The following is a 17145-nucleotide window of genomic DNA, read 5'->3' on the forward strand; positions in this document are numbered from 1 at the left end:
ACACCCAGGGCATGACCCCGGGTGTCCTGACGCCGGTGGCCATGGTCGTCATTCGATGGAGAACGTGGACAGCCGCACGTCGGAGTCGAACACGAGGTAGACGTCGCGCGTGCCGCTGGCATCCGATAGCGACGCGTTCACCGTCACGTACTCGTACACGTCACCGGTACTCTCGACGCTGGCCGTGCCCGCCAGGGGTCCGGTCGGCGAGTCCAGCCGGATCTCGATCGATCCCGTCCCCTCGCTCCCCTTGGCCACCCGCGCCCGGAACTCCGAAGCGTGCCGGCCGAGCTTGGCGTCGGCGAACTCGACCCAGGCGCCGTCGCTGCCCTCGACGGCTGTCCCGCGTTCCTTGCTCTCGTCCACCAGCTCGATACCCGAGTAACCGTCGAAATTCTTCGCCCTGGTCAGCTTCGTGAGGTTGCGCGGCGGGATGGTCTCCCCGTGCACCCGCACCGTCGCCTCCTGCCGGATGTCCGCCGACGACGCGCCGACCAGCAGGTCGTAGTCCGAGCGCTCCACGACCCACGTCTCGCGGGTCACGTCCCAGTGGGCCAGCTCGGGCACGCGCAGCTCGAACTGGACGGTCGTGGTCTCGCCGGGTTCGAGCGAGACCCGCTCGAAATCGCGCAGCTTCTTGTCCGCCACCTCGTCACGTGAGGTCTGCTGCGAGGTGTAGAACTGGACGACTTCATCGCCCGCGTAGTCGCCCGTGTTGGTCACGTCGACGCTGACCCGTATCCGCCCGTTGCCGCCGGCGGCCTTCCCGTTCGTCGTCAGGTCGGAGTATTCGAACGTGGTGTAGGACAGCCCGTGGCCGAACGGGTAGAGCGGCGTGCCGTCGTAGTACATGTATGTCATGTCGCTGTTGATGATGTCGTAGTCGAGGATGCTCGGCAGATCCTCGGTGCCGGAGTACCAGGTTTGTGTCAGCCGCCCTGCCGGGTTGGTGTCCCCGAAGAGCGCCCCGGCGATGGCGTTCCCGGTTTCCGAGCCCGCGTGAGTGGTCCACAGCAGCGTCTCCGCGTCCACCTCCGTCGTTGGATAGCTCGTCTCCAGCACGACAACGGTGTTCGGGTTGGCCCGGGTGACCGCTTCGACGAGTTCCTGCTGGCTGCGGCCCAGCGCCAGGGTCTCGCGGTCGTGAATCTCGCGGCCGTACACGAACGGCTGGCTGCCCACGACGACCACCGCGGCGTCGGCGTCGGCGGACGCGGCCACGGCCTCGTCGACGCCGCTGCTCACGACCTCACGCTCGAACCGCGCCGCGTCGGCCTTCGAACCCGTGCCGACGGTGCCGTCCGCGCTCACCGTCAGGTAGTGCTCGGGAATCCACCACCAGTCCTCGTTCGTGTCGTAACCCACGTACTGGATCAGATAGGTACCGTCGTCCTGCTCCTCCATCCGGAACTGCTGCTGGACATACCAGCCGCCCGGCTCGTCAGACGCGGTGTGGTACACGCCCCCGTCGCCCGTGAGGTACGTGCCGGTGTCCGCGTTGCGCAGCGTCGCATAATCGGCCATCCACTCGTTGACGTCCCACTGCGACGCCGCCGCGCGCTCGTCCTCGGACGCGACGACGTTGTCGTCCGCGCCGGTGCCGGTGGCGGTGAGGTACCGGCCCGTCTCCGTGTCCTGCAACCGCACCCGGTCCAGCGCCTCGACACCGGTGACCTCGGCATCGTCGCCGAGCCGCTCGGTGATGCCGTCGAGCGCGGTCACCTCGTATGGCATCTCGCCGCCGTACCAGTCGCTGAACAGCGTGTCGTGCAGCGGCCCGACCACCGCCACGTCGTTCGTCGTGCCGGGATCGAGCGGAAGGGTGCCGTTCGCGTTGTCGAGCAGTACCAGCGCCTCGTCCGCGGCCTTCCGGTTCAGCTCGCGGTGCTCCGGCCGGTCCAGCGCCTCTGCGCCGATGTCCCCGTACGGACCGCCGTCCGGGTCGAACTCGCCCAGGCGGAACCGGATCGACAGCACGTTGCGCACGGACTCGTCCACGTCGGCGACCGTCAGGTAGCCCTTGTCGAGAGCGGACTTCAGGAACTCGATCGTCGGGCCGGCGTCGCTGCCGTCCACGGTGAACCCGTCCAGCCCCGCCTTGAGCAGCGCCGCATACGCCTCGTCGTGCTCGTCGAAGTAGCCCTGCGCTTCGACCAGCGCGCGCGGGCCCCACGCATCGCTCACGTTGTACAGATCCCTGTCGGTCCACGACCGGACCACCTCGTCGATGCTGGGGTCGACGTGCGTCGGGCGGCCGTTGACCAGGTTGTACGACGCCATCACCCCGGTCACGGCGTCGGCCGAGATCGCCGGCTCGAAGGCGGCCTGGGCATACTCGCGCTTCACCCGCGGCGGCAAGTTCGACGAGTTCAGGCTGCGGTCCACCTCGTTGTTGTAGCCGTAGTAGTGCTTCAGGACCGGTGCGACCTTCAAATATTCGGGATGGTCACCGGACAGACCCTGGCCGTACGCGGTGGAGATCGCGCCGGTCAGCAGCGGATCCTCCGAGTACCCCTCCTCGTTGCGGCCCCAGCGCGGATCCCGCAGCAGGTCCACAACCGGCGCCCACGTCTGCAGGCCCCACAGCTCGGGATCGATCGAGTTGTAGGCGCGCAGCTCGTCACCGACGGCGGAACCGACATTCTCGATCAGATCCGGGTCCCACGTGCTGGCCAGGCCGACGGCCTGCGGGAACACGGTGGCCTCCGTGGCGAGCACCTGCTCCCAGTCCCCGTTCACGTCGTTCGACCAGGCGACGCCGTGCAGCGCTTCGGTTCCGGCCTTGAAGTACGGGATGTCCAGGCGCGGTATGGCCGCCTGCGATTGATGCAGCAACGACAGCTTCTCGTCCAGCGTCAGCCGGTCGAGCAGGTCGTCGATCCGCTCGTCGAGGGCCAGCTCGGGATCCCGGAACGGGTAGTTCTCATCCGGGGGACTGTCCTGGGAGCCGGCCGGCGGACCGTCCTGCGCACTCGCACCGGGAGCTTGCAACAGGCCCACGGCGAGGAAGGGCACGGCCAGCAATCCGAGCAGTCTGGCCGGTCCCCGTCGGCGACCTGCCGGCGACGATCCAGTGCGATGTGGCTGTCGAGGCGAGATGGGTCCCATCGGCTTCACGTTCCTCTCGATCGAGGCCGGAGCCGGCCGAGGCCGGCAGCGACAGGCGAGCACGGAGCCGAGGCCCGCACTCGCGCAGCGGCTGAGCCGCGTTACGAGCACGGAACGACGCCCGCGCTCACGCAGCGGCTGAGCCGCGGTATCGAAGCGCTTCGAATCTCACACAGGATGTCGATCAGGTCAAGACCGCGTTCCGCGCCCCGGGCGCACCAGCACGACGCCGCACGCGCCACCGCTACCCCGTAACCGCAGGTCAGCACCTGTGGCGAGGCACGCTACGGGGAGGCACCTCGACGTCGTGCAGGAGGTAGTATGGGCAGTGATCGTTGACGTTCAGACACCGGGAAGCGCCCCGTGGATCGAGGTCCTTCGACCCACCGCGCCGGACAACCCGTCGGGATGGTCGCCGTGCCGCCTAGGATGATCGACGTCGCCCAGCGCGCCGACGTCGCACTGAGCACGGTCTCGTACGCGCTCAACGGGACCCGGGCGATATCGGACGGCACCCGGCGCCGCATTCTCCAGGCGATGGAAGAGCTCGGCTACCGCCCGAACGCCCTCGCTCGCGGCCTGGCCAGCAAGCGCACCAACATCCTGGCGTTGCTCTTCCCTACGCCGGAACGGGGCTTGGGCGTCACCGAGATGGAGTTCGCCACCGGTGCGGCCGACGCGGCACGTGAACGCGGGTACCACTTGATCCTCTCCCCCAGCGAGCTGCGAAACGTCCACGACCTTGAACAGCTCACCGGCCAGGGCCTGATCGACGGCGCTATCGTCATGGAGGTGCGGCTCGACGACGAGCGGGTCGAGCTGCTCGCCCAGGCGGGCATCCCGTTCAGCATGATCGGCCGGCCACGCGAGCCCGGCTCGATCAGCTACGCGGATATCGACTTCGAGCAGACGACACGCGACGCGATCGCCCACCTGGCCGGCCTGGGGCACCGTTGTGTCGGCTTCCTCAACCACTCGCCGTCGGCGTTCTCCGTCGGCTACGGGCCGACCGTGCGCGCCGCCGACGGTTTCCGGCACGCGGCCTCCGGGGCAGGTCTCGTGCATGTCGAACGGCTGTGTGACGATAACGCTCCCGCCGGCCGGGCCGCCTTTCACGAGCTGCGGGCGGGCAGCCCCGAGCTCACCGGGCTCGTCGTCATGAACGAGCGCGCCGTCGTCGGCGTCATCGACGCGCTCGACGAGATCGGATGGACGGTGCCCGACGACTTCTCGCTCGTGTCGATCGTCTCGTCGACGCAGGTGACCGAAATGATGCGGCCCAAGCTGACGACATTCGAACCGCCGAGCGCCGAGCTCGGCCGGCTGGGTGTGCAGATGCTCTTCGACCAGCTCGACGCCGAGGGCGACGATCCGCCGCCTCCCACCCAGGAACTCTTGCCGTGCCGGCTGGTCGTCGGCGGCAGCTCCGGCCCTCCCCCGCGTCGTTCCTGATCTTGGTCAGCGTGACCTCTTGGGTCTGCGGAACGTCCAGAGGCCCAGATCGGGGTCTGGACGTTCCGCAGACCCAAGAGGTTGCCTTTACTCGTCGTCTACCGCGGTGCCCGCGCCTCGTGCGAGCCGACCAGCTCGTAGTGCTGGGAATCCGCGTCAAAGCTGCTCAGTAATGCCCGGGCAGCCTCGGGAACGAAGGAGGTGGTGCCACCCGGCCCGGCGAAGGCTTCGACGGCCGCCCAATCGTCGAACGTCATGACGGTGACGAACTCGACCTCGTCTCCATGTTCCTGGCTCCTCCGGCGCAGGATGTCGACGTGCCGCAGACCGGGAATGCCGCGTTCGATGATGCTGGGCACCACTTTCTGGTCCACCAGCTGCTCGTAGGCGTCAGCGTTGTCGGGAGATGTCCAGCCGTGCCAGAAGCGGAAGATCATGATGCTCCTCGAATCATTCAGCATTTTGGTAGTATACTGTCATTATGACAATGTACTGTCAAGTTAGGGGTCGTCATGAACGAACGGTTGGAGGCGTACCGGCTACTCATCGCCGACGTCTTCGAACTCGCCGGCCGCTCGCGCGAGACCAGCGAGCAGATTGCTCGATCCCTTGGTCAGACGGCGGCCCGCTGGCACGTGATGAGCGTCGTGTCGGAGGACGCGCTCAACGTCCCCACGATCGCCCGGCGGCTCGGGCTGACACGGCAGAGCGTGCAGCGAATCGTCAACGATCTCACCGACGCCGGGCTCGTCTCGTTGCAGCCCAACCCGGATCACGAGCGCTCATCGCTCGTCGCCCTCACCGAGCAGGGCAAACACGTCATGGAAGAGCTGTTCCGGCAGTCGGAGGCGTCGCGCACGGCATTACTCGACCGCACCGGGCTGAGCCCGGACGACCTCCACGATGCCCGCCGCGTCGTGCGGCAGCTACTCGCCGCGTTCGACGAGGAAGGCGGCGACGATCCTGCACGCTGATCCGGCCCACGTCGCCACTTCGATGTTGAGACAAGCGCGTATTCGCCGATTCGACGGATTTCCCGCACGTCTGGACATCGAAGTGGGCTCAGTTTTACGACGCCAACACGCCAACGGAACTCTCGATAACCCGTCGAGCCGAACTGGCCCTCGCCGACCTGGATGCCCTGCCTATCAGCCGCGCATCGCATCGCTCCTTGCCGCCACGATGCTGGGAACTACGCGACACGCTCACCGTGTACGACGCCGCCTACGTAGCCCTGGCAGAACTGCTCCAGGCCACGGTGCTTACCGCAGACCAGCGCATGGCCGAGGCGCCCGGACCGCGATGCGGGATCGAAGTGTTCCGAGCCGGGCACTGATCGACGGCGACGGCGCCCCGGCGCGGCACGGCAGCCGGATCTGTCGACGTGGACGCGTTCTCGTCCTCGCGCTCCGGGACCCGGAGCATCAGACGAGTTCGAACCCGGCCGTGCACACGACCTGGCCGAGCTGCTCGGCGTTGACGCGATTCTCGTCGTAGCGGACCTTCGCCGTGCCCGCCACATCCACGTCTGCCTTGATCACACCGTCGCGGCGCTCCAACCTCTGGCTCAGACGCTGAGCGCAGCTCTGGCAATGCATCCCGGTGATCTTCAACGTCGTCTCGAGTGTCATTTCCATCGTCCTTCCTGCGCTGGTGCCGGCCGTCGACAGCCGGCCCTATAACCACGATTCGGCTTCCAGCCGCTGGAAGGTCAAGTCCTTGCTCCGGCTCGCGGGCAGGCATCGCGTATGTGCCGCGGGCCGTGCGCGAGGCCCCGGATTCAATCCCGCCGGGAGGGTGCCATCGCGCGGACGGTCAGCACCGCCTGCATCGCCGCCGCAGGCCTCGTCAGCACTGGACGTGGTGTATCTATTATACGCCCGCGAACGATACTGGTGGCCGTTACGACGACAACCGGGACAGCCCACGCGCCGAGCGCGAGCACGCGCACGTGCCGATTCGGCTCATGACGCAGCACGAACCAGATCCAGAACGCGGCATCCGCGAGGGAGTCGGCATCCCGGCCGAAGGGCGTTACCGTCCCGAGCCGACGCGCGAGGCGATCGTCCACCACGTCACTGACCAGTGCCGCCGCTGCTACGGCAGCGTGCATCTCCCCCGGCGATGACGGGCAGATTCGCCCGCAGCAGCGTCACGAGATCGGCCACGCCCAACGATCGTTTCGACTCAAGCATGCCGAGATGCGTCATCGACAGAACCCAGCTCACCGTGATCCAACGAGCGCCCGGACCCTGACCTCGTCGATCGCGCAGCGCCGCCAGCGCGGCATGTACTGCCGTGACCTGGGCGGCGGCACGGGGACGTGCTTGTGCTGCTTCCCACGACCTCAGGAGCGAGGCCGGCTCGTTTCGGCGCCGTAGCGCAATCCATCGACGATGAGCCCGATCATGCGCTGGCTGTATGCGACTCCGTCGTCCGCGACGGGACGGCACAGGCTGGCGACGGCGTGCAGGAGATCGTTCGGGCTGATGTCAGCGCGAATTTCTCCGCTCGTTGTGGCGGCTTCGAGCAGTGACCGCACGGCGGGTTCAAGTCGTTGCTTGAAGTATCCGGGCAAGGCATCGAACGCCGGATCACCCGAGTGAAGTGCTGATGCGAGCCCTCGTTTGGCCGCGAGAAACTCGGCGTACCGGTAGAGCCACTTCTCGAGCGCCACTCCCGGCACGTGTGCCGCGGCGAGCGCCGGGGCCGCGTCGGCGCAGGCATCCACCTCACGCTGGAAGACGGCCTTGACCAGGTCCGAGCGCTTCGGGAAGTGCCGGTACAGCGTTCCGACTCCGACGCCGGCCTGATCGGCGATCTCCCTCGCGGGCGCGTCCACGCCTGACGTGCCGAAGATGGCCTTCGCTGCTTCAAGCAAGGAGTCAATGTTGCGTTGCGCGTCAGCGCGCAACCGGCGCCGTGCGCGTTCGGGTTCACGCGGACCCGCCGAGCCGGACGATTCGACCTCGGTCGACGCTGTGTTCTCTTCCACGCCTCTCCTTCGCTTGCTTTCCGGAACGTCGTTCCGTATATTTCTGGAAGAGCGTTCCGTTTAATCCACGATACGGCATCGACAGTGCGTTCACACGCCTCCACCACTACCTCAGGAGAAACCGCATGCAGTACCGCGCCCTCGGCCGCACCGGCATCAAGGTCAGGCCCTACGCTCTTGGCGCCGAGGTGCTGCCCGTCGCCCAGCGCTACGGCATGGGTGCGATGGTGTCGAGCCCCGCACGGTTCCGACCTCGGCCCGCGCGACGGGGCTGCCTACGTTTCCCCGGCCCTCAACCGCTCGGGACCTCCGCCGCCTGAGCTCCCCTGGACCTCGGGTCTCCCGGGCACACTGCCGCCCCGGCCGCATTCCAGCCAGAACAGCACCACCACTAGGGACTAATCGCATGGCACACAAGCAACATCCCATCGGAACCGGATTCACCGCCGCGTCGACGGCCGACGAGGTCCTCGAGGGCATCGACCTGACCGGCAAAAATGTCATCGTCACCGGCGGTAGCTCCGGTCTCGGCCTGGAGGCCACCCGAGCGCTCAGCAAGGCCGGCGCGTCCATTACCGTAGGCGCCCGCAACCCGGACCGGGCAGCAGGCGCACTGACCGGGATCGAGCGCGTCGACATCGACCAGCTGGACCTCCTTGACCCGGCGTCCATCGACACCTTCGTTGCCAGCTACCTCGACTCCGGTCGGCCGCTCCACATCCTGGTCAACAACGCCGGCATCGGGGGCGGCGAGCTCGTTCGAGATGCGCGCAGCTACGAATCACAATTCGCGACCAACCATCTCGGCCATTTCCAGCTGACCCTGGGCCTGGCGCCCGCACTGCATGCCGCGCACGGCGCCCGAGTCGTCAACGTGTCATCCGGTGGCCACCAGCTCTCCGACATCCGCTGGGACGACCCGCATTTCACGACCGGCTATGACGGCATGCTCGCCTACGGCCAGTCCAAGACCGCCAATGTCCTGTTTGCCGTCGAGTTGGATCGGCGATGGGCCGAGAAAGGAATCCGCGGCTACGCCGTCCACCCAGGCGTAGTCATCAGCACCAGTTTGGGGCGCTCGCTGCCCGAGGATCAAAAGCGGGCCATGGAAGCGGCCATGGGACTGATCGACGAGTCTGGTCAACCGGTCATCGACCCCGACCGCGAGAAGAAGACACCGCAACAGGGCGCAAGCACCACCGTGTTCGCGGCGACCAGCCCGCTGCTAGCCGAAATCGGTGGCGTCTACCTGAAGGACAACGACATCTCACCGCTGGCGGACGGCCCGGCGGCCATCAACTTCGGTACCGAAGAGATCATCACGTCCGACGTCATGCCGCATGCCATCGACCCGCTATCCGCCCAACGACTCTGGGAACTGAGCGAACAGCTGCTCAAGGCATAACGCCCACAAACACTGCCGCCGGCTAGCCGACAGCCTACCACTGGCAGCACAACATCGGCGGTTCTGCCAGCATTTCGATAATCCTTCGGCCCCTTACGCTCGCTTCGTTCCACGGCTACGGTAAGTCCGTTCTGTCCTCGTTCCGTGACGTCGGTCACGGCCGAACGATGCGACAAGGAGGTCGCCATGACTGTTTGTGCGACTCGACGGTCCCGGCATCCGGCCGCGGCACTTGCTGCCGCGGCCGGATTGGGGCTCGTCGGGACGATGCTGGCGTCAGCGCCCGCGTCCACCACGCCCGCGTCGGCGGAGCCATCCGACACCAGGTGCGCCGATCGCACCAACAACACGTACCGCAAGCTGCTCCAATGCGTGACGCTCGATGACGTCCGCGAGCATCAGGAGCAGTTCCAGAAGATCGCCGACAACAACGACGACCCGCACTACCCGGGCACTCGGGCAGCCGGCACCCAGGGATACGCCGACAGCGTCACGTACGTGGCGGAGCTCCTCGAAGACGCCGGCTACGAGGTGACACTGGACGAGTTCGAGTTCGACTTCATCTTCCCAGCGGTGCTCGAACAGCTGGCTCCCGTGGAGGGCGACTACGAGACCGGCGCGTTCACCGGCAGCGGCGCCGGCGATGTCACCGGAGACGTCATCCCCGTCGACCTGGCCCTCGAACCGCCGCGCGATTCGACCAGCGGCTGCGAAGCATCGGACTTCGACGGGCTCGACTTCAGCGGCCCCTCCGACATCGCATTGATCCAGCGAGGAGCGTGCACGTTCGCCACCAAGGCGCTGCACGCCGAGGCGGCCGGCGCCGAGGCCGTCGTCATCTTCAACCAGGGTAACGACCCGACCCGCGAGGGCTTGATCGTCGGGACGCTCGGGGACGCCGATGTCGGTATCCCGGTCGTCGGGGCCAGCTTCGGCAACGGCGTGGAGCTCGCCCAGCCCGGCTCGACCGCTCGCGTGCACGTCGTCGAGCCCGAAACCCGCACCGACGTCAACGTCATCGCCGAACTGCCCGGGAGGAATCCCGACAACGTCGTCATGGCCGGAGCTCATCTCGACAGCGTGACCGACGGGCCGGGCATCAACGACAACACCTCCGGGTCGGCGGCGATCCTGGAAACGGCGCTGGAGATGGCCAAGATCCGGCCGCACAACACGCTGCGCTTTGCCTGGTGGGGCGCCGAGGAGCGGGGCCTCATCGGCTCGACCGCCTACATCGACGAGCTGCCTCAAGAGGAGCTCGACCGGATCGCGATGTATCTGAACTACGACATGGTGGGCTCGCCCAACCACGTGCAGATGACCTACGACGCCGACCAGTCCACCTTCGAGGCCCCAGTCCCGGTGCCGGAAGGATCGGAAGCGATCGAGGATCTGTACGAGTCGTACTACACCTGGATCGACGAGCCGTACGACGATGCCGAGTTCTCCGGGCGCAGCGACTACCAGGCGTTCATCGAGAACGGCATCCCGTCCGGCGGCCTGTTCACCGGAGCGGAGGTCGTCAAGACGCCCGAGCAGGAGGCGATCTGGGGCGGCACGGCCGGCGAGCAGTTCGACCAGTGCTACCACGAGGCCTGCGACACGTTCGGCAACGTGCACCCGCACGCGCTGGAGGTCAACAGCGACCTGATCGCGTTCGCGCAGCTGACGTTCGCCTACTCGACAGAGTCGGTCAACGGCGTCCCCGGTAGGCAGGTGCCCGGGCTACCCAGAGAGCTGCCCGATCCGGCCGGGCCGGAGGGCACGTTCGGCTCCACCGATGGTGGCGCCGAACTCGATCGGGGTGGTGCCGACATGTAGCACGCCGGCAGTGGATGCCCGCCACTCGTGCGACGGTGGGCCGGTCCCCGAGGGGCCGGCCCACCCCCATCCTCGCGCCTGCCCGCGCCTGTTCATCCCCGCACCGTGCCGACTTCGATACCCAGACGTGCGAAAACACCGCCCGATCCGCGAATAAATGCACGTTTCGGCATCAAAGTCACTCACCGGAAGCCCGGAAGGCCGAGCGAGAGGAGCCGCATCGGTGTCAGCCGGTGCGATCGTGATCCGCGAGGATCTCGTCGATGACGCGATGGTTGCGGCTTGCCAGCTCGTTGTCCGTACTCACGTTCTCGGCCAGCGTGAGCAGAGCCTTCCACAGAGCCCAGCCCCGTGCGCGCGCCCACGTCGCCTCGTCCTGGTCGACGGCGTAGCGGAAGGCCTGCCGACTCGCACCGTAGAACAGGGTCCAGGCGATCACCAGATCGCACGCGGGATCGCCGACGCCAGCCGTGCCGAAATCGATGACTGCGGCCAAGGCGCCGTCCTTGACCAGCAAATTTCCGTGAGCTATGTCGCCGTGGAACCATACCGGGTCGCCGTGCCACGTGGCGTCGAGCGCAGTCTCCCAGACTGCCGAAGCTCGGTCGGTGTCGACCATGCCGTCCAACACGTCGAGCGATCGACGAGTCTCGTCGTCGTAGTGCACGAGCGACGCACCACGGTAGAAGCTGTGCGCACCCGCCTGCGGGCCGCTGCTGGCGTCGATCCGCTGCAGTGCTCGGATGAACTCCGCGACCGACACGGCAAAGGCGGACAGGTCATCGATGCGCTCGTAACTCGCGGTCTCACCGTCCAGCCACGGCCGGATCGACCACTCGAAGGGATAGCCCTCATCGGGCACTCCCTTGGCCAGCGGAACGGGAATGGGTACGGGCAACTCCGGCGCCAGGACCGACAGCCAGCGGTGTTCCTTGTCGACGGCCGGCTCGTAGGACTCGTGCGTGGGCAGGCGCACACTCATATCGTCACCGAGGTGGTAGGTCCGGTTGTCCCATCCGTCCACCTCGACCGGTGTCACCGGAAGGTGACGCCACTGCGGAAACTGCGCGCCGACCAACCGCTTCACAAGAGAAGCGTCGATCCCGGCGCGTCCATCCCTGCGCACACCGTCGAGCATCCGAACATCATGGTTGCTGCGAACGAGGCCGCTCAAGCCAATTTCGGCTAGGTCAACGGGCCTAGCGGCGGATGGCGCGCAGATCTGAGCACACCCCGAACGGCGTCCCGGAACTGCCTCACAGCGGCTCGCCAGTAGGTGATCGGGCTCAGCCCGCACGATCGAAGCGCCGCGCCGTGGTCCACCAGGATCACCGCGGCCGCGCCCACAGCGATCGGCCACCATGCGACGACGATCATCGTTCGCAGGAGTCTAGGTGTGCGACGCAAACTCTCCCGGAGGCCGTCGATCTGGAACCGGATGTGATTGCGCTCGTCCGTGGCAATGCGCAGTCCGATCAAGCGCAGTACGGGATCGGGAGCGGAATCTGCCAGCGCCGCGAAGTACGGCATGGCAACCGACTCGGCTATCAGGAACAGCGCGAGCTCCGTGCGCAGGCCCAGCGCGCGGCGCAGCCTCGTGAACGCCTCGTCTGACCAATGTGAGTCGAGCGGCGACGCTCCGAGATGCTCGAGGCCGCGCCGAAACAGCGCGGAGTGTTTTTGCTCCTCGTCGACGAGCAGGTGCAAGGCGGCCAGGTAAACCGGGTCGCCCGCCTGCTCGGCCTTGGCCAGCAGACGTTCGCCGTCCCCGCTCTCTCCGAGCTCGAAACGCTAGAACGAACGGATGAACGCCCGTCTGGAGCGCTGGCTCACCGTGGCGGCGGAGTCCCAGTCGATTCGTGCCTCGATCGCTTCGTGCCTGGCGGGGTTGTCGCGGAAGTAGGTGAGCCACCTGTCGAACGTCACGCCGTCAGCCTAGCCTCGCTTGATCGGGGAGTCGCCGCCTTACGAGGAGAGATCACGAGAACAGACATGGCCTCTACCTGCGATTTTGCCCACACAGCGATCCTCATGAGGCCCTGAAATCACTATATGATCATGAATTCGTGCCACACCCCGTGCCACAGATTCGGACGTTAGGCGTTAGGCGATGAGTTCCGGCGGGTCCCTCGTCTCGTCGGCGAGGTGCAAAATCAGCCGGCCACCGGTAAGTCGCCAGCAGCGTGCCGCGCAATCCGGGTAAACGCCCCCGCGCGAGGTCGCTCGCCTCGAAGAGGAGTTCGCAGCCACGAACACCCCACGGTCGGCACGGCCTTGCCGGCGTCGCTGCTGACAAGAGCGTCTGCGATGGGGTTGTTGCGCCCGCCCAGCCTGTGCGGATCTTCCATCACCGCCGAGGTGTGAGCGTAGTAACACCTCGGTCGGTAGTCCTCGAAGTGCAGATCGCAGATGACCCGGACGCTGCTACTTATCCCCCAGCGCTTCTTCTTTGATTCTTCAAATCTGACGCCTCGGCAATGTCAACTTGCCAACGGTTACCTCACCGCCAAACTGTGGGCAGCCGTGCCTACCAATAGATAGCGATGATCTCGGTGTCGAGCAGGTAGCCCTTGTCCTTGGTCTCCGTCGACATGGAGGACAGATCTGTTCCCGGGCGGGTGTCGATGGCGCTGAGACCGTGCTTCATCTGCGCTAGCACCCGGAGCCTGGCAGCGACTTGCGCGTCTACGGTCTTGCCGGCAACGGTCGCAACGTGGTTAGCGACTGGTTCCATCGCCAGTCGCCACTGCTTCACCGTTGATCCTTGCTGCAGCCCGTCCGGCGGTTCTAGCAGCGGCATGAGGCCGGGGTCAGCGGGATCGAGGTAGACGTTCAACTCCTCGGCGATCAGTTCCGCGTACTCGCGAAGCACGAGCCGGACCTTGTCCGAGCTGTCAGTCGACGCTGCCCTCTGCGCCATCGTGTCCAGCACCATGTTATTCATCATCTCCAGCACATCGTGGAACTGGGGTGCAACACGTGCGAGGACGTCGACGAGCTTGAGCGGAGTCCACTTGGTCTGAAGATCGGGTCGGAGGACACGGGCGAGGACCTGGAATTCGGAGCGCGCAAACACGACGCTGCGGATGTCTTTCCAGAACAGCGTCTCCTCGGCGACACCCACCAGGTACAGCGGCGTAGCCTTGACTGTCGGCCCGAGGTTCGCGACGACATCTCGATGCACGATCAGCTCGGTTCCGTCGTCCTTCGTGACGACGACGTAGTCCCGGGCCTTCGCCCGCAAGGGCACGAGCCCGGCTCCAAGCTTCTCGATCATCCGACTGAGCACGGCGGCGTCCTTGAGCCCGGCCATGTCCGGGATACCGAAGGTCGCCTGGTCCTGCTCGAAGAGGTCGAAGAACGTCCTCACGACCGTGCGGGCCTGGAACAGCGGCTCAGCTTCGAGCTCAACCGTGAGCTCGATCAGATGGCCGCGCCGCAGGGTCGACGGATCCAGGATCCACCCGCGGGCCCATCGGGTTTGAATTCCTCGACCGCACTGCACGCCGGGGCTGGATCTCCGGCCAGTGTGGGCGCGATCACGAGCGTGTCGCGGACCCTTCGGTACAGATCCCTGAATGTCGACTGGATGATGGCCTTGCGCAGCACCTGCGTCGTGCGGGTGTCCGACGCATGCGATTTGGCGGTACCACCCGCCTTGGCGACCCCAGCCGACGCGCTGTACGAGCCCGATGTCTCGGCCATGAGCGTGGACGCGTGGGTATCGGTGACCTCGGTGGCTATCATCCCGTCCTTGGATGCGAGCAGGCTGAACACGCTCACCTCGTCGAGGTACACGAACTCTCGGATTACATCCGCGGATTCCCTCGCATCCTTCCGCCACCGCCAGCGCCGCACCTGACGGCGGAACCAGTTCCCCAACCTTGTCACTGTCCACCCCGTCGCGTCGTCTGGGCGCGCACGGCCCGCTGTGCAACGGCGCGCTCCCAACCGCCGAAGAAGTCCTCGATCTCGATCTGCTCGCGCCCGTCCTGCACCGCCAACAGCGCAGCTTCGGTCCAGATGCTGTTGAGCTCCGCGCCGCTCCACCCTTCCGATTGGGTCGCAATCGCCTCCAGCGGCAGATCATCCGCTGCCCGCTTGCCTTTCATCGTTTTGCGGAGGATGTCGGTGCGGCCCGCCAAATCCGGCAGCGAGAAGTGGATCTGCCAATCAAACCGTCCCGGTCGTCGGATGGCCTCGTCGACGTCCTCGGGTCTATTCGTGGTCGCGAGCACCATCAGCTCGTGCTCCCCGGCGCTGAACCCGTCGAGTTCCGTGAGCAACGTGGCAACGATCCGGTTCGATGCCTCGTTTGCCGTATCCGTCCGCTGTCCCGCGACGCTGTCGATCTCGTCAAAAAACACGATGGATCGCTGCTTGCGGGCGTCGGCGAAGATCATGCGGAGCAGCTCTTCGCTCTGCCCGTACCACTTGCTCATGATCTCGGGCCCATTGATCAAGTAGAAGGTAGCACCGCTCTGTGCCGCCATGATGCGGGCGAACAGAGTCTTGCCGGTTCCCGACGGGCCCGTTAACAGGACGCCACGGATCGGCCGAGCTCCGATCTTCTCTAGGACATTGCCGTACTCCAACGGAACCTCGATCAGCTCCTTCGCCCGTTCAATGACGTCGTCGAGACCGCCGAGGTTGTCGAATGATTCCTTGGGCGCGGGGATCTTGAACTTCGTGACGACCTCGTCGGTGAGGTCCGGAAACTCGATGAAGCGCAGAGGCTCGTCGTCGAGTTTCCGCAGAACTCCGTCCTCCTTGGTGACGTGCACCGTGTTGCCGCGCCCGTACTCGACGGTGTCGACGGTGGGAACTTCGATCCATCGGCCGCCAGTGTCCACGATCGTGATGTCGTCAAGCTTGAGGCGGACGACCGCGATCTGGGGCTCGGGGTTCCATAGATCGTCCGGAGCTGACCGCATCGACGAGTCGGAGACGAACACGACGGAACCGGTCTCGAACGCGATCGGCTGGTTGCTGGTGGCGTGGCCGACGGTTCCGTCGCCCAGCTTGAAGTACACGGTCGGCGGCGAGTCCGAGGTATGGAGGACGCGTGCGAACCGGCCTTCGACGACCTCGACCTCGACCTCATCCTCGTTGTCGTAGTCGTTCATCCATACCTCGTCTCGGCGTCTCGGGTCCTCGCTGGTCACGGACCATTGTGCAGGAATCGCGCGACGAACCCGTCTGCACGCGTCGTGAATCTACCGCCGTTGTACGAGTAAGACCGAGTGACCGCCGGTCACGAGGCTGTGGTCGTGTCGCAGTTCACCACGTGGTGATTCCAAAGCCCAGCTCATCCCAGGTTCGGCCGCGCTCGTTGTCGCGCTGACCAGGGTTAGGCGCTAGCGACACGATGAGCCTCGAGGCCGCCCAACGAACCTCATCGACGAACGACCGGACGAGGCTGGAGTCGTGAGCTCCACCAGTGATCCGACACGGGCATCATCAGATGAGTCAACGCGGGAGGTTGTCGTAGTGACACGCGACGGGCTAAACTATCTAATAGCAAAGACTTGGACTTCTTACCTACGGGTTCGTAAGTCAGGTTGGCCCCCGGTGTAGCTACGGCAGCCGGGGGTTTGCTCTCTTCTACTGGAGTTGAACGACGTGGGTCAGCTCCTCGATCTCCTTGAAAAGGTCCGTGTGTTGTAACAGCATCTTCTGCCGGTAGGCGCTGCACACCAGATCGGGCAGCCACAGCAGATGCTCGGAGCCCGGTGACACGGCCACTAGCGCCATCGACTCGCTGATCGTCTTCTCGGTGATGAGGCGCTTCCTGACAGATCGGTCGAAGTTGTTCTTACGGGCCTCTCGCTGCTCTTCGATCACAGCCAAGTTCACCCGCGGGTGCAATCCGGATTCGGCGGAATGCACTGCGTCTAGAAGTTTGCCGAGGACGGCTCCCCGAGCCTGCATACCGTCCTTGTCGTCTTCGGCCACTGAGATCTTGTCGACGACCACACACGCCTCGTCAGGGATGCGGAACGTCTGGAGAAGGGAACGGGCATGCTCGCGTCCCTCATTCGTCCGTAGTTCGTCGGTGGTGTGCCACCACCCGTCAGGGACCAGATTGTCGAGTTCATTGCGGAGAGGGTCTCGATCGTCGTGCAGGACGACCACGGCGGCCATTACGTAGAAACGGCGCCGACCGTCCCGTTCGACGTGGTACGTCTCGTCGAGGAACGCAACCGGGCCTGTACCGACGCGCGCATAGTGGCTCTTGAGCACGGTGGCCTGGCCAGGCCCGGCCGGCGGCGTCATATGGCCCCTCTTGCGTGCGGCATTTACGTTCCTGATGATCAGTACCGGGAAGATTACATCGCGCGGGACGTTGTAACGCAATCAAGAA

General features: G+C 65.8%; 17 protein-coding genes. 5 read left to right on the forward strand and 12 right to left on the reverse strand.

The annotated features are described in order from the left end of the window. Positions 1-48: 48 nt before the first annotated feature. Positions 49-3108 (reverse strand): glycoside hydrolase family 3 protein, encoded by a 3060-nt coding sequence (locus DPM12_RS06485; protein ID WP_112257439.1) that lies wholly within the window; start codon positions 3106-3108, stop codon positions 49-51. 417 nt (positions 3109-3525) lie between these two features. On the opposite strand from DPM12_RS06485, the gene DPM12_RS06490 reads away from it, so the two are divergent. Next, entirely contained in the window at positions 3526-4560 is a 1035-nt protein-coding gene (locus DPM12_RS06490) for a LacI family DNA-binding transcriptional regulator (RefSeq protein WP_211658540.1), read from the forward strand. Positions 4561-4658: 98 nt separating this feature from the next. Here the strand turns inward: DPM12_RS06490 and DPM12_RS06495 are convergent, their stop codons facing one another. Beyond that, on the reverse strand, positions 4659-4997 hold the full coding sequence (locus DPM12_RS06495; RefSeq protein ID WP_112257528.1) for a Dabb family protein: 339 nt from the start codon (positions 4995-4997) through the stop codon (positions 4659-4661). 75 nt (positions 4998-5072) lie between these two features. On the opposite strand from DPM12_RS06495, the gene DPM12_RS06500 reads away from it, so the two are divergent. Further along, positions 5073-5534 carry a MarR family winged helix-turn-helix transcriptional regulator gene (locus tag DPM12_RS06500; protein WP_112257441.1) on the forward strand — a complete coding sequence of 154 codons (462 nt, stop codon included), beginning with the start codon at positions 5073-5075 and terminating at the stop codon, positions 5532-5534. 197 nt (positions 5535-5731) lie between these two features. Continuing rightward, positions 5732-5896: a type II toxin-antitoxin system VapC family toxin gene (locus DPM12_RS22775; RefSeq protein WP_123788461.1), complete on the forward strand. Its 165-nt coding sequence runs from the start codon at positions 5732-5734 to the stop codon at positions 5894-5896. A gap of 88 nt (positions 5897-5984) precedes the next feature. On the opposite strand, the gene DPM12_RS06505 is transcribed toward DPM12_RS22775, so the two are convergent. The 3 genes from DPM12_RS06505 to DPM12_RS06515 all read right to left on the reverse strand — a co-directional run bounded on the left by DPM12_RS06505 (position 5985) and on the right by DPM12_RS06515 (position 7555). After that, positions 5985-6197, reverse strand: coding sequence for a heavy-metal-associated domain-containing protein (locus tag DPM12_RS06505; protein ID WP_112257442.1), 213 nt, complete (start codon positions 6195-6197; stop codon positions 5985-5987). A 143-nt stretch (positions 6198-6340) separates the two neighbouring features. Continuing rightward, a complete protein-coding gene (locus tag DPM12_RS06510) occupies positions 6341-6673 on the reverse strand; it encodes a CDP-alcohol phosphatidyltransferase family protein (protein ID WP_123788460.1) in 333 nt (110 codons plus the stop codon). Positions 6674-6907: 234 nt separating this feature from the next. Beyond that, a complete protein-coding gene (locus DPM12_RS06515; RefSeq protein WP_112257444.1) occupies positions 6908-7555 on the reverse strand; it encodes a TetR/AcrR family transcriptional regulator in 648 nt (215 codons plus the stop codon). Between the two features lie 406 nt (positions 7556-7961). Between DPM12_RS06515 and DPM12_RS06525 the strand changes: the two genes are divergently transcribed. Together DPM12_RS06525 and DPM12_RS06530 are read left to right on the forward strand one after the other, a co-directional pair. Further along, entirely contained in the window at positions 7962-8960 is a 999-nt protein-coding gene (locus DPM12_RS06525) for an SDR family NAD(P)-dependent oxidoreductase (protein ID WP_112257446.1), read from the forward strand. A gap of 186 nt (positions 8961-9146) precedes the next feature. Continuing rightward, a complete protein-coding gene (locus tag DPM12_RS06530; RefSeq protein ID WP_112257529.1) occupies positions 9147-10781 on the forward strand; it encodes a M20/M25/M40 family metallo-hydrolase in 1635 nt (544 codons plus the stop codon). A gap of 226 nt (positions 10782-11007) precedes the next feature. Here the strand turns inward: DPM12_RS06530 and DPM12_RS06535 are convergent, their stop codons facing one another. The 7 genes from DPM12_RS06535 to DPM12_RS06560 all read right to left on the reverse strand — a co-directional run bounded on the left by DPM12_RS06535 (position 11008) and on the right by DPM12_RS06560 (position 17057). Beyond that, entirely contained in the window at positions 11008-11919 is a 912-nt protein-coding gene (locus tag DPM12_RS06535) for an aminoglycoside phosphotransferase family protein (protein WP_112257447.1), read from the reverse strand. Between the two features lie 47 nt (positions 11920-11966). Continuing rightward, positions 11967-12488, reverse strand: a complete 522-nt coding sequence (locus DPM12_RS06540) for a ferritin family protein (protein WP_112257448.1) — start codon at positions 12486-12488, stop codon at positions 11967-11969. An 84-nt stretch (positions 12489-12572) separates the two neighbouring features. Then, complete coding sequence (locus tag DPM12_RS24075; RefSeq protein ID WP_281269631.1) at positions 12573-12707, reverse strand: hypothetical protein; 135 nt, start codon at positions 12705-12707, stop codon at positions 12573-12575. Between the two features lie 601 nt (positions 12708-13308). Continuing rightward, positions 13309-14286, reverse strand: coding sequence for a DUF6414 family protein (locus DPM12_RS06545; protein ID WP_425467566.1), 978 nt, complete (start codon positions 14284-14286; stop codon positions 13309-13311). Next, on the reverse strand, positions 14205-14579 hold the full coding sequence (locus tag DPM12_RS06550; protein ID WP_112257450.1) for a DUF6414 family protein: 375 nt from the start codon (positions 14577-14579) through the stop codon (positions 14205-14207). The genes DPM12_RS06545 and DPM12_RS06550 overlap by 82 nt, the downstream gene beginning before the upstream one ends. A gap of 89 nt (positions 14580-14668) precedes the next feature. Continuing rightward, positions 14669-15907 carry an ATP-binding protein gene (locus DPM12_RS06555; RefSeq protein ID WP_112257451.1) on the reverse strand — a complete coding sequence of 413 codons (1239 nt, stop codon included), beginning with the start codon at positions 15905-15907 and terminating at the stop codon, positions 14669-14671. Positions 15908-16385: 478 nt separating this feature from the next. Beyond that, on the reverse strand, positions 16386-17057 hold the full coding sequence (locus tag DPM12_RS06560; protein ID WP_112257452.1) for a hypothetical protein: 672 nt from the start codon (positions 17055-17057) through the stop codon (positions 16386-16388). Between the last annotated feature and the right edge of the window lie 88 nt (positions 17058-17145).

Source organism: Phytoactinopolyspora halophila, assembly GCF_003287285.1.
Lineage (GTDB): Bacteria > Actinomycetota > Actinomycetes > Jiangellales > Jiangellaceae > Phytoactinopolyspora_A > Phytoactinopolyspora_A halophila.